This window comes from Pedobacter sp., assembly GCF_041645105.1.
Taxonomy (GTDB): domain Bacteria; phylum Bacteroidota; class Bacteroidia; order Sphingobacteriales; family Sphingobacteriaceae; genus Pedobacter.
In genome coordinates this window covers 1,061,182-1,078,964 of record NZ_JBAZQQ010000001.1, presented here as the reverse complement: position 1 = coordinate 1,078,964, position 17,783 = coordinate 1,061,182, and the positions used below count along the sequence as shown (strand labels likewise).

The 17,783-nt window shown below is 34.7% G+C and carries 14 protein-coding genes; 7 read left to right on the top strand and 7 right to left on the bottom strand.

Features of this window, described 5'->3' with window-relative positions:
- Positions 1-4 precede the first annotated feature (4 nt).
- Both mnmG and WC623_RS04545 read left to right on the top strand, forming a co-directional pair.
- Positions 5-1,867: a tRNA uridine-5-carboxymethylaminomethyl(34) synthesis enzyme MnmG gene (gene mnmG, locus WC623_RS04550; RefSeq protein WP_372848403.1), complete on the top strand. Its 1,863-nt coding sequence runs from the start codon at positions 5-7 to the stop codon at positions 1,865-1,867.
- A gap of 164 nt (positions 1,868-2,031) precedes the next feature.
- Positions 2,032-3,660 carry an Ig-like domain-containing protein gene (locus WC623_RS04545; RefSeq protein ID WP_372848401.1) on the top strand — a complete coding sequence of 543 codons (1,629 nt, stop codon included), beginning with the start codon at positions 2,032-2,034 and terminating at the stop codon, positions 3,658-3,660.
- On the opposite strand, the gene WC623_RS04540 is transcribed toward WC623_RS04545, so the two are convergent.
- Positions 3,661-4,170 carry a gamma carbonic anhydrase family protein gene (locus WC623_RS04540; RefSeq protein WP_372848399.1) on the bottom strand — a complete coding sequence of 170 codons (510 nt, stop codon included), beginning with the start codon at positions 4,168-4,170 and terminating at the stop codon, positions 3,661-3,663.
- A gap of 3 nt (positions 4,171-4,173) precedes the next feature.
- A complete protein-coding gene (gene nadB / locus WC623_RS04535; protein WP_372848397.1) occupies positions 4,174-5,760 on the bottom strand; it encodes an L-aspartate oxidase in 1,587 nt (528 codons plus the stop codon).
- Between the two features lie 597 nt (positions 5,761-6,357).
- Between nadB and nadA the strand changes: the two genes are divergently transcribed.
- Together nadA and thiL are read left to right on the top strand one after the other, a co-directional pair.
- Positions 6,358-7,350: a quinolinate synthase NadA gene (gene nadA, locus WC623_RS04530; protein WP_372848395.1), complete on the top strand. Its 993-nt coding sequence runs from the start codon at positions 6,358-6,360 to the stop codon at positions 7,348-7,350.
- Between the two features lie 43 nt (positions 7,351-7,393).
- A complete protein-coding gene (thiL, locus tag WC623_RS04525; RefSeq protein ID WP_372848393.1) occupies positions 7,394-8,434 on the top strand; it encodes a thiamine-phosphate kinase in 1,041 nt (346 codons plus the stop codon).
- Here the strand turns inward: thiL and WC623_RS04520 are convergent.
- On the bottom strand, positions 8,429-9,751 hold the full coding sequence (locus WC623_RS04520) for a DNA recombination protein RmuC (RefSeq protein ID WP_372848391.1): 1,323 nt from the start codon (positions 9,749-9,751) through the stop codon (positions 8,429-8,431). The genes thiL and WC623_RS04520 overlap by 6 nt on opposite strands.
- 220 nt (positions 9,752-9,971) lie before the next feature.
- Here WC623_RS04520 and WC623_RS04515 point away from each other — a divergent pair, with 220 nt between their 5' ends.
- Positions 9,972-10,664 (top strand): zinc metallopeptidase, encoded by a 693-nt coding sequence (locus WC623_RS04515; RefSeq protein WP_372848389.1) that lies wholly within the window; start codon positions 9,972-9,974, stop codon positions 10,662-10,664.
- A 1-nt stretch (position 10,665) separates the two neighbouring features.
- On the opposite strand, the gene apaG is transcribed toward WC623_RS04515, so the two are convergent.
- The gene (gene apaG, locus WC623_RS04510) at positions 10,666-11,052 is read right to left on the bottom strand and encodes a Co2+/Mg2+ efflux protein ApaG (protein WP_372848387.1); all 387 of its coding nucleotides are present in this window, start codon (positions 11,050-11,052) and stop codon (positions 10,666-10,668) included.
- A 36-nt stretch (positions 11,053-11,088) separates the two neighbouring features.
- Positions 11,089-12,096, bottom strand: coding sequence for a tRNA dihydrouridine synthase DusB (gene dusB, locus WC623_RS04505; RefSeq protein ID WP_372848385.1), 1,008 nt, complete (start codon positions 12,094-12,096; stop codon positions 11,089-11,091).
- A gap of 53 nt (positions 12,097-12,149) precedes the next feature.
- Between dusB and WC623_RS04500 the strand changes: the two genes are divergently transcribed.
- Positions 12,150-13,058, top strand: a complete 909-nt coding sequence (locus tag WC623_RS04500) for a lysostaphin resistance A-like protein (protein ID WP_372848383.1) — start codon at positions 12,150-12,152, stop codon at positions 13,056-13,058.
- Positions 13,055-13,864, top strand: coding sequence for a phosphatidate cytidylyltransferase (locus WC623_RS04495; RefSeq protein ID WP_372848381.1), 810 nt, complete (start codon positions 13,055-13,057; stop codon positions 13,862-13,864). Before WC623_RS04500 ends, WC623_RS04495 begins: the two co-directional genes overlap by 4 nt.
- Before the next feature lie 257 nt (positions 13,865-14,121).
- On the opposite strand, the gene WC623_RS04490 is transcribed toward WC623_RS04495, so the two are convergent.
- Positions 14,122-14,340: a DUF3820 family protein gene (locus WC623_RS04490; RefSeq protein ID WP_372848379.1), complete on the bottom strand. Its 219-nt coding sequence runs from the start codon at positions 14,338-14,340 to the stop codon at positions 14,122-14,124.
- Between the two features lie 9 nt (positions 14,341-14,349).
- Complete coding sequence (gene mfd, locus WC623_RS04485) at positions 14,350-17,691, bottom strand: transcription-repair coupling factor (RefSeq protein ID WP_372848377.1); 3,342 nt, start codon at positions 17,689-17,691, stop codon at positions 14,350-14,352.
- Positions 17,692-17,783 lie beyond the last annotated feature (92 nt).

The following is a 17,783-nucleotide window of genomic DNA, read 5'->3' as shown; positions in this document are numbered from 1 at the left end:
CGAAATGTTTAAAGAATATGATGTAATCGTTGTAGGCGCAGGCCATGCAGGTTGTGAAGCAGCGGCAGCAGCGGCTAACCTTGGTTCCTCCGTCCTACTCATCACAATGAACATGGAAACCATTGCGCAGATGAGTTGTAACCCAGCAATGGGTGGAGTCGCAAAAGGTCAAATTGTACGAGAAATCGATGCTATGGGTGGTTATTCTGGTATTATAAGTGATAAAACTACATTGCAGTTTAGAATGCTCAACTTATCTAAAGGTCCTGCGATGTGGAGCCCAAGAGCACAAAATGACAGAAAAAAATTTGCAGAAGAGTGGAGACTAGCCCTAGAGCGTACACCAAATGTAGACTTCTGGCAAGACATGGTCAGTAGCCTAATAATCAAAAATAATACTGTTGTTGGTGTTAAAACTTCTATTGGTGTTGAGATAAAAGCAAAATCTGTTGTATTAACTAATGGTACCTTCCTCAATGGATTAATCCATATTGGAGAAAAGAAATTTGGAGGAGGCAGAACAGGTGAAAAAGCTGCGACTGGCTTAACAGAACAACTTACAGAATTAGGATTTGAAGCGGGCAGAATGAAGACCGGCACTCCTCCTCGTATTGATGGTCGCTCGTTGAACTATTCATTAATGGAAGAACAATGGGGCGATGAAAATCCAGGTAGATTCTCCTATACAAATGTAGAGCGATCAAAGGAACAACGATGCTGCTGGATTACTTATACCAATGGAAAAGTTCATGAAACTTTAAAAGAAGGATTTGAGAAATCTCCAATGTTTACCGGTCGTATTAAAGGCCTTGGTCCTAGATATTGTCCATCAATAGAAGATAAAATTAATCGCTTTGCAGAACGCGAAAGACACCAGATATTTGTTGAACCAGAAGGTTGGAATACTTGTGAAATCTATGTAAATGGCTTCTCTACTTCCTTGCCAGAAGATGTACAATATCGCGCATTAATTCAGATTCCTGGATTCGAAAACGCTAAGATGTTTAGACCTGGATATGCCATTGAATATGACTTTTTCCCACCTACACAGCTGCAACTAACCCTTGAAACCAAATTAATCAGTAATTTATTCTTTGCTGGTCAGATAAATGGTACAACTGGATACGAAGAGGCTGCTAGTCAGGGTTTTATAGCCGGAATCAATGCCCATCAGAAGATATATGACAAACATGAACTAATTCTGAAAAGATCAGAGTCTTACATAGGTGTTTTAATAGACGATCTGGTTACAAAAGGTACTGAAGAACCTTATAGAATGTTTACTTCAAGAGCAGAACATCGCCTATTATTACGTCAGGATAATGCAGATATCAGACTATCCCCTATTGCACATGCCTTAGGATTAATCAATGATGAACGCCTGGAAATTGTCAATAAAAAAATTGAAAACTCTGATGCAATTGTTGCTTTTGCAAGAAAACAAAGTGTAGATATGATTGCAACTAATGACATGTTGGAAAATCTAGGTACTTCCCCTTTGAACCAAAATGTCAAAATAATTAGCTTACTAAGCCGACCTCAGGTAGGTATTAATGATGTAAGAAAAGTAAGTACTGCTCTAGATAATTTACTCAAAGACTTCGACCAAGAGACCATTGAGCAAGCTGAAATCAAAATAAAATATGAAAGCTATTTTGAGAAAGAACAGGAAATTATAAACAAAATGCAAAAGATGGAAGATAAAGACATCAATCCAGATTTTGATTATTCGCAATTGGTATCTTTATCAAAAGAAGCGAGAGAGAAATTATTAAAGATAAAACCGAGAACTTTAGGTCAGGCATCCCGAATTTCTGGAGTTACTCCTTCTGATATCTCAGTTTTAATGGTTCATATCAGCAGATAATAGATAAAAATAAACAGAAAATACATAAACTACTGATTTATAATAAATTATATGAATATTGTACATCTTTAAAACAGACTTCATTAAATAAGATATAAGGACGTTTTAGAATTCCTGAATGATATTCATTAAAAACATATTAAAATTAAATACAGCGCAGCTAAATGGCTAAAAAACGAATTATAGAAAACTTAAGGAATTTTATTACCCTTTTTTCGATAAGCATAGTATTTTATGCTTGTGCGAGTATTCAGCAACCCCAGGGAGGGCCAAGAGATACTGAGCCTCCTAAGATTTTGAAAATTACTCCAAAAGATCTTAGCGTAAATTTTACCTCAACAAAAATTGTTGTAGAATTTGATGAGTATTTTAAAATCCAAAATGAATTCAAAGAGTTTAGTGTATCTCCTGAAATGGAGCGCCCTCCTATTCTAAAAACAAAGGGAAAAAAACTCGAAATAAGTATTCAGGATACTTTGGAAAAAAATACTACATACACACTGAATTTTGGTAAAGCAATAGCGGATGTAAATGAAAGTAATATAGTTAAAAACTTTACTTATGTCTTTTCGACGGGCCCACAACTCGATTCATTAAGTATAAAAGGCCAGGTAACCAATTCGGTTACCGGATTACCTGAATTAGATGCTGTTGTATTTATATTTCCTTTAAATAGAGATACCCTCTTTGGAAAACAAAAACCATCTATCTTTACCACGACAGATAGCAGTGGTAATTATTCATTAAACAACCTTCGAAAAGATACTTACAAAATATATGCTCTTAAGGAAAAGAATGGAGACCGGATCTATCAGCAAGCCTCTGATGAAATAGCTTTTATCAAAGATTCTATAGTTCTTGATTCCGTTAAATCAAATGTGAACCTTGCCCTTTTTAAAGAAGATGCAAGCACATTTAGAATAGTTGACAGAAGACTTAATACCGATGGAAGCTTGAGCTTATCCTTTAACCAAAAGCTTAAAAAACCAGAAGCAGTGGTTACTGATCCTCCTAATTTAGATGCTACAAAACTCATAAAATTCAGTAAGAACAATGATTCATTAAAGGTTTGGCTAAAGGATCTTAGTTTTGATTCAGTTAAAGTAGCTATTAAAGAGGACGGTAAAGTCTTACAAACTGCTAATTTTACCAGGGGTAAAAAAGAAACTTATACCAGGGTTTTAACTGCAACAGATAATATAGAAGGACGATTATTAAACCCAAATAAACCTTTAAAGCTTACCTTCAACTTCCCTATTGAAAGTACAGATATCACTAAAATAACACTACTTGAAGACTCTGTTGATCGAAAAAACTTTACACTGGTAAAAGATACATCTGACCTCCTCTCCTACTATTTAACTTATCCATGGAGGGCCAAAAAAAATTATGATATTAAGTTTAGTGATGGTGCATTTACAGCCATTTTTAATGCCAAAAACAAAGAGTTTAATAAAACTTTTACACTAGCAAGCAAAGATGACTATGGAACACTTATAGTAAAAATTGTTCCACCTGAAGCTAATAAAAGTTATATTCTAGAGGTACTCAATGAGGCTAAAGGCGTTGTAAACACCTTAATAGTAACAAAGGATACCACAGTTAGATTTGCTAATTATAAAGCCGCAAAATACTGGCTTAGAATAAGCTATGATACCAATAAAAATGGTAAATGGGATACTGGTAATGTAACCCTGGGTTTGCAGCCCGAAAAGATATGGAATGAACCAAAAGAACTTTCCATCAGAGCTAACTGGGAAAGAAATGAAACGGTAACTATTCCTAAGGAATAATTACCTGAACCAGTCTGAATACATGATATAATTATCTGGTAGTTTATTCAATAAAGCCCGTTGCTCTTCAGTAATGGGTTTTATTTTTTTTGCTGGAGTTCCGGCATAAATAAATCCACTTTCACAACGTGTATTTTCTAAAACCACTGAGCCAGCTGCAATAATACAATATTCATCAACCAGTGCATTATCCATAATAATGGCACCCATACCTACCAAAATATGATCTTTAAGTATACAACCATGTACTATAGCATTATGTCCTATAGACACTCTGTTACCTATAATTGTAGAGGCTTTAAGATACGTAGCGTGAATTACTGCACCGTCTTGTATATTGGTCTCATTTCCAATAGTAATACTGTTTACATCGCCTCTAATTACTGCATTGAACCAAACTGAGCAATTATTACCCATCAAAACATCACCAACTATTGTTGCATTTGGTGCTATAAAACAATCATTACCCCATTTGGGATTTTTATCTTTAACCGGTAATATCAATGCCATATCTTAAAAAATTGTATCTGTTAATTGTGAGGAATGTGTTGGATAATCTGTAGTATAATGTAATCCTCTACTTTCTTTTCTAACCATTGCTGCTTTTATCACTAAAAAAGCTACTTGTATTACATTACGAAGCTCACAAAGCTTAACAGAAACCTTGTTTTTTTTATAAAATTCTTCTGTTTCTCCATGCAATAAAGCTAATCTACGCATAGCTCTTTCTAATCTGAAATCTGACCGGACAATACCTACGTAGTCACTCATTAATTTCTGTGTTTCACGTAAATTATGTGTAACCAGAATATCCTCATCTGACTGCGTTACACCATGCGCATTCCAGTCAGGAATATGGTCTGGAATGATATTATCTTTAAATACTTTAATAGCATCTTCATATATGCGGTGCGCAAATACAGGAGCTTCCAAAAGCGAATTTGAAGCCAATCTGTTCGCTCCATGAAGACCTGTAGAAGAACATTCACCACAAGCATAAAGGTTTTTTATAGAGGATCTACCGTGTTCATCGACCATAATTCCCCCACACATATAATGTGCTGCTGGTGTCACTGGTATTAAATCCTTGGTCATATCTATGCCAATTGATAAACATTTAGCATATATATTAGGAAAATGCTCTAAAATATCTGATTTTTTACGGTTTCTTATATCAAGGTAAACAAAGTCCTCTCCAGATTTCTTCATTTCAGCATCAATAGCACGGGCTACAATATCACGTGGCGCTAATGACCCGCGCTTATCATATTCGTACATAAATTCATCTCCATTTTTTCTTCTTAATACACCACCAAAACCTCTGACAGCCTCCGAAATTAGGAATGCCGGATACTCTCCAGGGTGATATAATGCTGTTGGATGGAACTGAATAAACTCCATATTCCTAACTTTTCCTTTAGCACGATAAACCATTGCCATACCATCTCCGGTGGCAATTACAGGATTTGTAGTGCTTGAATAAACATGTCCCGCACCACCAGACGCCATGATAGTCACACGTGCTAAGATCTTTTCCACATCGTTACGCTCTGTATTAAAAGCATATATGCCATAACAGTTGATATCTTCGGAACTCTTATCCACATGCTGTCCCATGTGGTGTTGTGTAATTAACTCCAAACAAAAGTAATGTGTTAATATCTCTATGTTCTTATTTTGATGAATCTGCCTTAATAAAACGCTCTCAATCTCATATCCAGTAACGTCCTTATAGTGTAATACACGGTGTTCTGAATGCCCTCCTTCTTTAGCTAAATCATATACTCCAGTACCATTCTTATCGAAGTTAATACCATAATCTATGATCTCCTCAATCCGTTGAGGTCCCTCTTTTACAACGATTTCCACAATCTTCTCATCACACAAACCATCACCCGCAATCAAAGTATCCTCAATATGTTTCTCAAATGAATCATCTTTATCCACAACAACAGCTACCCCACCCTGGGCATACTTTGTATTGGATTCATCCTCGTTTGATTTAGTAACAATTAAAACTTTACCATGCTGAGCTGCTTTTAAAGCGAAACTAAGACCGGCAATACCTGATCCAATAACCAGAAAATCTACTTCTCTCATTCTTATACTATTGTATTTCAATTTATTATAAGGAATTCCTTTACCTCTTCTAATCTCTATATCTTGTTCTAATCACTAAAATCAACCCTTTAATCCCTCTTTGTTAACAACGTTGATATTAATGTTGATTACTTGTCTATAGAAACAGAACAAATATTTTTGAATGTTTAAAGCTAAGCTAAAAACATAATTTGCCACAATATTTCAACTACTTTTCGTCACGATCCGTTAGTTTATTAACGTTTTACACACAAACTAACAATAAACATATTCATATTGATAAAAAAATGGGCATATAAATATCTCATTGAAAATCAGCAGATATTTTGAATCAAAATGTAATCTAAATGTTAGTAAATTGCTAACAACTCAATTATCAGCATAAAAAAATGATATTTACAAACAATATCAACAGACTAATAAACAATAGAAATCTATTTATATTAAAATAATTATAATTTATTGAAGTGTTTAAACTCCGTACCTTTACAAAATCAGAAAAAAACTTTTTTGTTTTAAAATTGAAAACTGAAAGGTTGATAACTGAAATAAAATGTGGAGTAGAGATTAAAAAATTGGATATTATATCAAGATAAAATGGACACCTTAGCCGAATTAAATAGAAAAGGATATATCGAAGAGCATATTGATCCAACGTTGGATCTCTTTGATGAGATTGAGAAATTAAAAAAGGAAAAAAATGCTATTATCCTGGCACATTACTATCAGGAACCTGATATACAGGATATTGCAGATTATATTGGAGATAGTTTGGGACTTTCTCAGGAAGCTGCTAAAACAGAAGCTGATGTAATTGTTTTTGCTGGAGTGCATTTTATGGCAGAAACGGCAAAGATACTTTCTCCAGAAAAAAAGGTTCTATTACCGGATTTAAAAGCTGGATGTTCATTAGCAGATAGCTGTCCACCTCATTTATTCAAGAAATTTAAAGAAAAATATCCAGATCACCTGGTCATCACTTATGTGAACTGTACAGCTGAACTAAAAGCATTGAGTGATATTGTTTGTACTTCTACAAATGCTGTTCAGATTGTAGAAAGTTTACCTAAAGATCAGAAAATTATTTTCGGGCCAGACAAAAATTTGGGTGCCTGGGTTGCGAAAAAGACTGGTAGAGATTTGGTTTTATGGAATGGTGCCTGTATGGTTCACGAAATTTTCTCAAGAGAAAAAATTACTAAGTTAAAAGAGCGTCATCCTAATGCCAAGTTTATTGCGCATCCGGAATGCGAGGAATCTGTGTTACAAATGGCAGACTATATTGGCTCAACCACAGGATTATTAAAATATTCTATCAATAGCGATGCTCAGGAATTCATTGTAGCAACAGAAAGTGGAATCATTCACCAAATGGAGAAAGCTAATCCACTCAAAACTTTCATTCCGGCACCTCCAAACAACAGCTGTGCGTGTAATGACTGTCCATATATGAAAAGAAATACACTTGAAAAGCTGTATTTGTGTATAAAAAATGGTTTACCAGAGGTAACTGTACCTGCAGATATCATTGTACAAGCGCGTAAACCAATTGAAAGAATGTTAGAAATATCTGCTAGTTTGGGTCTATAAGCTATGTGGATAAAGTGTTAATTTACTGAAATAGAATAAGATAATGTTTGAGAATAAAGAACGTACAGATATTGCTGAATTAGGGGAATTTGGATTGATCAAACACCTGACAGAAACTTTTAAAGTAAAACATGAAAGTAGCCTAAAAGGAATTGGTGATGATGCAGCGGTTTTAAATTTTAAAGATAAGGAAGTACTGGTTTCAACAGATTTATTGCTTGAAGGAATACATTTTGACTTGGCTTATGTTCCACTTATTCATTTGGGATACAAGGCTATACAGGTTAATTTAAGTGATATTTATGCAATGAATGGAATAGCTACCCAGGTTACTGTTTCTATAGGTTTGTCAAGTAAATTTCCTTTAGAAGCTGTTGAAGAAATTTATAAAGGAATCCAGCTTGCTTGTGATCGATTTAACATTGATTTGATTGGTGGTGATACATCGACAAGCAAACAGGGATTAGTGATAAGTGTAACAAGTATTGGTTATGCTGAGAAAGGTACTGTTTGCTACAGAAATGGTGCTCAGGAAGGTGATCTTTTATGTGTTTCTGGTGATTTAGGTGGGGCTTATGTAGGTTTACAGATATTGGAGAGAGAAAAACAGATTTTTCTGGAAAACCCTAAAATTCAACCAGATCTGGAAGGAAAAGATTATATCATAGAACGTCAGTTAAAGCCTGAGGGTAGACGTGACATTGTGGATTTATTGGCACAAATGGACATCGTCCCTACGGCCATGATTGATGTTTCTGACGGCTTGGCTTCAGAGGTTTTACACATCTGTCAGCAATCTGAAAAGGGTGTTACTTTGTATGAGGAAAAAATTCCTATTGATCCAATGACTTATGAAACTGCAAGAGAATTAGGGCTTGATCCTACTGTTTGTGCATTAAATGGTGGTGAGGATTATGAATTGCTATTTACCATAAAACAAGCTGATTACGAAAAATTGAAACATGATGTAGACATCAGTATCATCGGTCATATCACCGAGAAAAATGAAGGTTGCAAAATGATTTCAAAATCTAATGTGGTACATGAATTAAAAGCACAAGGCTGGAATGCCTTTAAACTATAAGTCTTCATCTGAAGATAAAACAGGATCTAAAAATTTGGTGTCAATTTGCTTTGTTGCTTTGGCACCTAATTTTTTGATCTTCTCAGAGGTCGTAGAAAGATTACCTGAGCCTGTGGATAACTTGTTAATTGCTTTATCATAAGCATCTTGACTCAGCTTAATATTACGGCCTATACCTTCCATATCAGCAAGGAATCCAACAAATTTATCATACATACTTCCACTTAAACGAGCAATTTCAAGGACATTTCTATTTTGTCTTTCTTGTTTCCATATACTGGAAATAGTACGTAATGTAGCCAGTAATGTAGATGGACTAACAATAACCACTTTTCTATCCCAGGCATAATTGAAAAGTTCTGCATCTTTTTGTACAGCAATTCCAAAGGATGATTCGATTGGAATGAATAACAATACAAAGTCAGGAGAATTGATTTGATATAATTCCTGATAGTTTTTACCAGATAAGCCTTGGATATGAGTTTTAATGGAAAGAATATGCTGTTTAATATGTAATTCTCTTTCCTCATCTGAATCCGAATTTACAAATCGTTCATAAGCTATTAAAGAGACCTTAGAATCGACTACAATATGTTTCTCGTCTGGAAGGTCAATAATAACATCTGGTTGCATTCTACTGCCTTCTGATGAGCTTAAACTAGTTTGAATACGGTACTCTCTATCTTTAGTTAAACCCGATCGTTCTAAAACCCGTTCAAGGATAACTTCTCCCCAGTTTCCTTGTTTTTTCTGGTCGCCTTTTAATGCTTTCGTTAAATTATTAGCATCCTCCTGAATCTGTTTACTTTGATTCATTAACTGAGATATCACCCCTTTTAGGATATTTCTTTCATCAGATTCGGCTTTATATACTTTGTCTACCTTTTCCTCAAAAGCTTTTATATTTTCTTTTAAAGGATTTAATATGATATCCAGATTAGCCTTGTTTTGTAAGGTAAATTTATTTGTTTTGTCGTCGAGAACTTTATTTGCTATATTTTCAAATTCCAGTTTAAAACGTTGTTGTAATTCAGCAATATATTTTTCCTGCTCATTATGTTTTTGCTGCTGAGCCAATAGGTTTTCTTCTGCTTTTATGGTTTTACTACGTTCGGACATAAACGTTAAACGAAGGTCATTTAGTTCATCCTCAGTCTTTTGTTTTTCTTCCTTTAAGTAATTTAAAGCTTTCTGATGTTCTTGTTCTTTTAACTGTAGTAAAGCTTCAAGATTATTATTTACAGCAGGTTTCTTGAAAAATAGCACGATAATGAGTACTAATATTATGATCAATATTGATATTAAAATAGCTTCCATACTAATATTTTTATCAAAAGTGATTAAATTATATGGAATTATCAAATGTGTACTAATTGATAGTTATTTTCATTATTGAAATTAAATAGATTAAAAAAATTAGTACCCTGACTATCAGCTGAGACTCTATATAGATAATTATAAGTGATTTATAATCATTTTAAAAGAAATAGGAATACTTTTTGATATAAATTATAAAGGGAATGATTAGTTATATAAAATGGGAACATATATTGTATTGATTATCCCGATCCTGATTATTAGCATGTTTGTGCAGTGGAGGTTTAGAAATAGGTTTTCCAAATATGCCGAAATGCAGTTAAATTCAGGTTTTTCGGGGAAAGAGATAGCGGAAAAAATGCTATTTGATAATGGAATATTTGATGTGAAAGTAATGAGTACAGATAAAGCTTTATCTGATCATTATAATCCTGAAGATAAAACAGTCAATTTGAGTACTGATGTCTTTTACGGACGTAGTGTTGCAGCAGCAGCTGTTGCTGCTCATGAATGTGGACATGCTGTTCAGCATGCTAAATCATATCATTGGTTGCGGTTACGTTCTAATATGGTTCCTGTAGTTAGCATTACTTCCAATCTTTTGCAATGGGTATTAATTATAGGAGTTTTACTGATTGCTTTTACCTTTAATCCTATTGTTTTAGGGATTGGAGTGATTGGACTTACATTAATTACTATATTCAGTATAATAACCCTGCCTGTCGAGTTTGATGCCAGTAAAAGAGCTTTAATATGGCTTAAAAACAATAAAGAAGTATTGTATTCCAATGAAGAACACATACAGGCAAAAGATGCTTTATGGTGGGCGGCAATGACCTATGTAGTGGCTGCATTAGGATCACTTGCAAATTTGATTTACTATGCTTCTATCCTATTTGGCAGAAATAAATAGTTTAATTTAAGCGGTAAGGGACAATGAGTTCAAATTCAGGAATAGCAACGGTGAATTCTTTGTTATCTGCTAATCTTTGCATTAAATAATTGCCACTCATGCTACCTATATCCGTACTTAAATTACAAGCAGAAACATAAGAATGTCTTTCTCCAGGTTCAATAACAGGTTGTTCTCCTACTACGCCTTCACCTTCAACTTCTCTTTGGTTGCCATTGGAGTCAAAAATGAACCATTGTCTTCTTTTAAGCTGAACAGTATAGTCTGTTAAGTTTTCTATTGTAATACGATAACCAAATAAAAAATGGTTGTTCACCGGGTCAGAATGATCTTCCTGGTAAGTTGTTTCAACCGATATTTTTACACCTAAAGTAATAGCTGTTACCATTTTAACGCTTATTTATTAAATCTTAGTTTTCAAAAATCAGGCCATTTCGCCATTTGGGCAAAGATGTTGATATTTATCAGCTATTTCATCTAAAATACTATGTATTGTTTCAATGTTCTCTTCCTTAACTAATTGCATCCTATAGGATTTGAAGTCGGGCATTCCTTTAAAATAATTAGCATAATGTCTTCTCATTTCAAAAATACCAACTCTTGGCCCTTTCCATGCAATGGATTTATCAAAATGAGTTCTGCAGACTGCTACACGTTCTTCAATAGTTGGTCCCGCCAGAATTTCTCCTGTGTTAAAAAAGTGTCTTATTTCTCTGAATATCCATGGGTAACCAATAGCAGCTCTACCAATCATAATTCCATCAACTTCATATTCCAATCTCCAGTCAGCTGCTTTCTGAATACTATCTACATCACCGTTACCAAAAATTGGAATTTTAATTCTTGGGTTACGTTTAATTTCACGTATTAGTGTCCAATCTGCCTGGCCTTTATATAATTGAGCACGTGTACGGCCATGAATAGTTAAGCCTTGTATTCCAATGTCTTGTAAACGTTCAGCTACTTCTTCAACATTTTTAGTAGTATCGTCCCAACCTAGTCTGGTTTTAACAGTTACAGGTAAATGAGTAGCTTTAACAACAGCTTCTGTCATCTTTACCATTTTGTCTATATCCTGTAGCAATGCAGAACCAGCACCTTTACAGGCTACCTGCTTCACAGGACATCCATAATTGATATCCATTAGATCCGGCCCTGCGAGTGTAGCTATTTCAGTAGCCTCACGCATGTGATCAATTTCACTTCCAAATATCTGAATACCAATTGGTCTTTCATATTCAAAAATATCAAGTTTGGCCCTGCTTTTTGCAGCATCTCTGATCAATCCTTCTGAAGAAATGAACTCCGTGTACATCATATCTACCCCACTCTGTTTGCAAACAAAACGGAACGGAGGGTCACTCACATCTTCCATCGGAGCGAGTAACAAAGGGAATTCTCCCAAATCAATATTTCCTATCTTTACGGACATTTCTCTATCTTCAAACCAAATTTTTCGGTACAAAGGTACAAATTATAGGAATAATGAACTCTATGCAAAATACAAGGGAAGAAAACGGGCCTCTGGTACAAATAATGATGTTGGTTGTTTATGCTATTCTAGGCATGATTGTATTTTCTATCATAGGTTTTGGCCTCGTATATTTACAATACGGTGGCAGTATTTTAACTGATATATCCTGGTTATCAAGTGGTGAAGAGTATTATATTGCTGCTCAAAGGATATTATTATCTACACAACAGATAGGTCTTTTCCTTGTACCTGCTCTTTTACTAGCAAAAACAGAAGGTCAAAAAACCAATGTATTTTACGGATTTAAAAAACCTAAAATTGAATTATTATTACTGGTTATTGTATTGATGATTTGTGCTGTTCCTCTTTTGGAATTAGTAACTCAGTTCAATAAGAATATGGTATTTCCAGAAGCTTTAAAAGGTGTCGAAATATGGATGAAAAATGCCGAAGATCAGGCAATGAAAACCACACTTGCATTGTTAAAAATGGAAAATATTGGTGTTTTTATCATCAATATTGGGATGATTGCTTTATTGCCTGCTGTTGCTGAGGAGCTGATGTTTAGAGGAGGTTTGCAACGTGCATTTGGACGTATGTTTAGCAATCCACATGCAGCTATTTGGTTTTCTGCATTCATATTCAGTGCTATTCACATGCAATTTTACGGATTTATGCCACGTCTTTTGTTGGGAGCAACCTTTGGATATTTGTATTTCTGGAGTGGTAGTTTATGGTATGCCATGTTTGGACATTTTGTAAATAACGCTTATGCTGTATGTGCAGCATGGTATATGCAAAAAAACAATATACCTTTGTCGGAAGCAGATAAAACTTTGAATATTGCCTGGTATGGATATATTATTAGTGCGATATTAACCTTTTTACTATTTCGATATTTTAAAACAAAAACTGAATGAAAACAAGAGCAATAACTGCTTTCTTTTTTACAATTGTAATGTTAGGATCCATCTTTCTAGGTGGTTATACTTTTACCTTTTTTTATCTCATTTTAAGTCTTGCAGCGCTGTTTGAATTTTTCAATATGATTAAGACAGCTGGTATCAAACCACATAAGTATTTTGCTTTATTTGTATCGGCACTAATATTTTTAATTACGGCAAGTTATCAGTTATTACAGCTTGAAACGAAGTTTATGCTGTTAATTATACCTGTTATTTTCTCTGTATTTATTGCAGAATTATATAAAAGAGATAAATCTCCATTTACAAATATTGCTTATACCTATGTGGGTATTATTTATGTAATTATTCCATTTTGTTTTTTTTATTCTTTAGGATTCATACAGAACCATGCAACATATAATTATCATTTGCCACTATCTTTCTTACTGATGCTCTGGGCTAGTGATACTGGTGCATATTTGTTTGGAATGAAGATGGGAAAGACAAAATTATTTGAAAGACATTCGCCTAAAAAATCCTGGGAAGGCTTTTTTGGAGGTGTTTTGACCAGTGTATTGGTATCTTATATTATATCATTGTTCTTTACAGAACTGAGTCCTTTTGTATTAGGAGGAATGGCAGTATTGATTGTCTCATTTGGAACACTTGGAGATTTGGTTGAATCCATGCTGAAGCGTAGTCTGGATGTAAAGGATTCAGGAAACATACTGCCAGGCCATGGAGGCTTTTTAGATCGTTTTGACGGTCTTTTAATTGCTGCACCTATCGTTTATGTATATCTGTATCTAATTCTTCACTAGAGCTCTTTATTTCAGTTTTATATTAAAATTGGGATGAAACAGTAATAAGGCTTTGTCTTGGTCTGTTCCAAATCCATAAAAACTCAATGATAATATTATACTAAATCCATTTTTATATAGTAAAACATGGACCTAATGTGGAGGTACTATGGACCTACTATGGACTTACTATTATGAATATATATGCAATTGCTTAACTGTTAAGTTGTTACGTCGGTTTAAATATTGATAAAATTGCAGAATTTTCGAGATATTAATTAATATCTCTTCTTTTTTAAAGGCTCTAACAGGTATTCTAAACCATTCAATTTGATTTCATATAATGTAGCAATCATCTCTCCAAGCTTTCCCGAAGGAAAGCCTTCTTGTTGAAACCATACGAGATAAGATTCAGGTAAATCGCACATGATACGTCCCTTATATTTGCCAAAAGGCATTTGCATGGTAACCAGGTCTTGTAATAGCTTTGGATTCATTTTAACAGTTTAGTTGACTACCATTTGCAGCATTTCTACAGCTTCATCAACCGTATTAAGGTTATCAAAAGCAATACGCAATGAATCTTTGACTTCTTTAAGATTACATATACGTGGATGCATTTGTGCAAAGTGCAATATTTTATTGAACATTATTGAATCAAAAAATGCCGATTGTTTATCAGAGATAAAATAGCCACGTAAAACCCCTTTTTTGAAAGTTATCTTTTCAAAAGCTAGTTTTTTAGCCACCCACTGTAACCTTAATACATTTAGCATCGTTTTTACTGGCTTTGGCACGGGTCCAAAACGATCTTTTAAAGAACTTTCAAATGCTTTTAATTGCGTTTCATCTTCAATTTTTGAAAGTTCTGTATAGAGATTATACCTTTCTGTAATATTGGTTACATAATCATCAGGAATGTAAAGTTCCAGATCTGTATCAATCTGAGTAAAATTAACGAATGGACGAAGTGGTTCTTCTTTAAAAAGATCTTTAAACTCATCCGTTTTAAGCTCCTGAATGGCTTCATCAAGAATTTTATGATACATCTCGAAGCCTATTTCAGCGATAAACCCACTTTGTTCTGCGCCTAACAGGTTTCCACTACCACGGATGTCTAAATCCCTCATCGCAATATTAAAGCCGCTCCCAAGGTCTGAAAACTCTTCAATCGCACTAAGTCTTTTACGAGCTTCAGAAGTTAAGGTTGATAATGGCGGACTCAACAAATAGCAGAAAGCTTTTTTATTTGACCGGCCTACCCTGCCCCTCATCTGGTGAAGATCGCTTAAGCCAAACATATGAGCATGGTTAATGATTATGGTATTGGCATTTGGGATATCTAACCCAGCTTCAATAATGGTTGTGGCTACTAATACATCCTTTTCACCATTAATGAAATCAAGCATTACGTCTTCCAGCTGATCGCCGTCTAATTGTCCATGTGCAATTCCAATACGTGCTTTAGGTACCAAAGTTTTAATCAATCCACCCAATTGTGGTAAGTCATTAACCCGGTTATGGATAAAAAACACCTGCCCACCCCTATCTAACTCATATTGTACAGCTTCCTGGATCAATTTGTCGTTAAAAACATGTAATTCTGTATTTACAGCTTGTCTGTTAGGTGGCGGCGTACTCATGATAGATAAATCTCTAGCCCCCATTAAAGAAAAATGCAATGTCCTTGGAATAGGTGTTGCAGTAAGCGTTAAAGTATCTACATTTACACGTAGAGCCCTTAATTTTTCTTTCGAACTTACACCAAATTTCTGTTCCTCATCAATAATCATGATGCCCAGATCTTTGAATTTTACATCTTTGCTGAGCAACCTATGGGTTCCGATGACAATATCGACTTTACCTTCGGCCAGCTTGGCTAAAGTTTCTTTTATTTGTTTGTTGGTTTTGAAACGATTAATGTAGTCAACAGTACATGGAAACTCTTTTAACCGCCCTGAAAATGTTTTGAAATGCTGCAGAGCAAGAATGGTTGTTGGAACTAAAACAGCAGCTTGTTTACCATTTGCAACTGCTTTAAAAGCAGCTCTTATGGCTATTTCTGTCTTACCAAAACCAACGTCCCCACAAACTAGCCTATCCATTGGGTGTGGGGCTTCCATATCTTTTTTAACATCAGCAGTAGCTTTTTCCTGATCTGGAGTATCTTCATAAATAAAAGAAGCTTCCAATTCAGTTTCCAGGTATCCATCCGGACTAAATGCCGTACCTACCTGAGATTTTCTTAAAGCATATAGCTTAATCAGATCACGGGCAATGTCTTTAACTTTTTTTTTAGTGGTTTTTTTGAGTTTGTCCCAGGCTTCAGTGCCTAGTTTGTTCATTTTTGGAGCGGTTCCCTCCTTACCACTATATTTTGCGATCCGGTTTAAAGAGTTGATGTTTACATACAGGAGGTCATTATCGGCATATACCAGCCTAATCATTTCCTGCGTTTTACCATTTACCTCTACCTTTTCAAGGCCAGCATATTTTCCTATTCCATGGTCAATATGCGTTACAAAATCACCAGGTTTCAGATCTCTTAATTCCTTTAAGGTAATGGCCTGACTACGTTGATAACCTCTTTTGAGTTTATACTTATAAAAACGATCAAAAATCTGGTGATCAGTATAAAAAGCTAGTTTTTGCTGTGCATCAATAAAACCTTCTCTCAAAGGAATATTTACCGGGGTAAATTTTGCTGTTTTATCAATGTCGTCTAGAATGGCATATAAACGTTCAGTTTGCTTAACAGAAGAACTGAAAATAAAGTTGTGTATACCTCCTTTTTCATTCTCTTTAAGGTTATGAATAAGTAGGTTAAAATCTTTATTAAAAGAAGGCTGAGGTTTGGTTTCGAACTGAAAAATATGCTCTGTCTTATAGAAAAACTGTTTTCCGAATTCAACCAAAGCAAAATCATGGAACATATCCCCCATCATTTTCTCGTCAGTAAAGGCAAATTTAGGATCTATCCAATCCTGATTTTCCTCTTTTTCTTTTGCAGGAAGTGCTTTCCAAAGTTCAACAGCTTTTTTATAGCCGCTTTTTACAATATCTAAAGTGAATTCTACATCCTTAAACCATAATTGAGTGTCCTTTTCAATATAGTCAAGAATGCTGATGTTATTTTCTGTAAGGTATTTAGACTGTACATTAGGGATAATAGTCAGCGTTTTTACATCCTCAACTGAAAGCTGACTTTCAATTTCGAATGTCCGGATGCTTTCTACAATATCTCCAAAGAACTCAATGCGGTAAGGCAGATCATGAGAGAATGAAAATATATCAACAATACCTCCCCGAATAGAAAACTGTCCGGGTTCATAAACAAACTCTGTCCGATTGAAGTCGTAATCTATCAGAAATTCATTAATGAAATCGATACCTAATTTAGCATTCAGGCTAATTTCAAGTGTGTTTTTCTCTAATACCGCTCGATCTATTACTTTTTCAGCAATAGCTTCAGGATAAGTAACAACTATTTTTCCATATTCAGATTGATGGTTCAACTCATTCAATACCTCTGCTCTTGCCAGTACATTTGCTGTGTCCACCTGTGTAAAATCAAAGGCTTTACGGAATGACGATGGAAAAAGTAATACTTCCTTATCCAGAATGCTTTCAAGGTCGGCCAGAAAATAAGAAGCTTCTTCTCTGTCAGGAAGAATAAATAACTGAGGTTTATGTAATAAAAAATACGAAGCAATTGCAATTGTTGCATCGGCGGAACCTACTAAGCCTTTCAGCTGAAGTTTAGAGCCTTTGCCCGCATTAAGAGCTTTCGCCAATGCTACAATACGCTCGTCTGTTTTGTATCTGTTAATCAGGTCGCGAATATTCACAATACAAATGTAGGATTTATGATGGTTTTTAGATGTAACAATATTTCAACTCCTTAATCAAAGGGATAAAGGGAGTGAGGAAGATAAATATT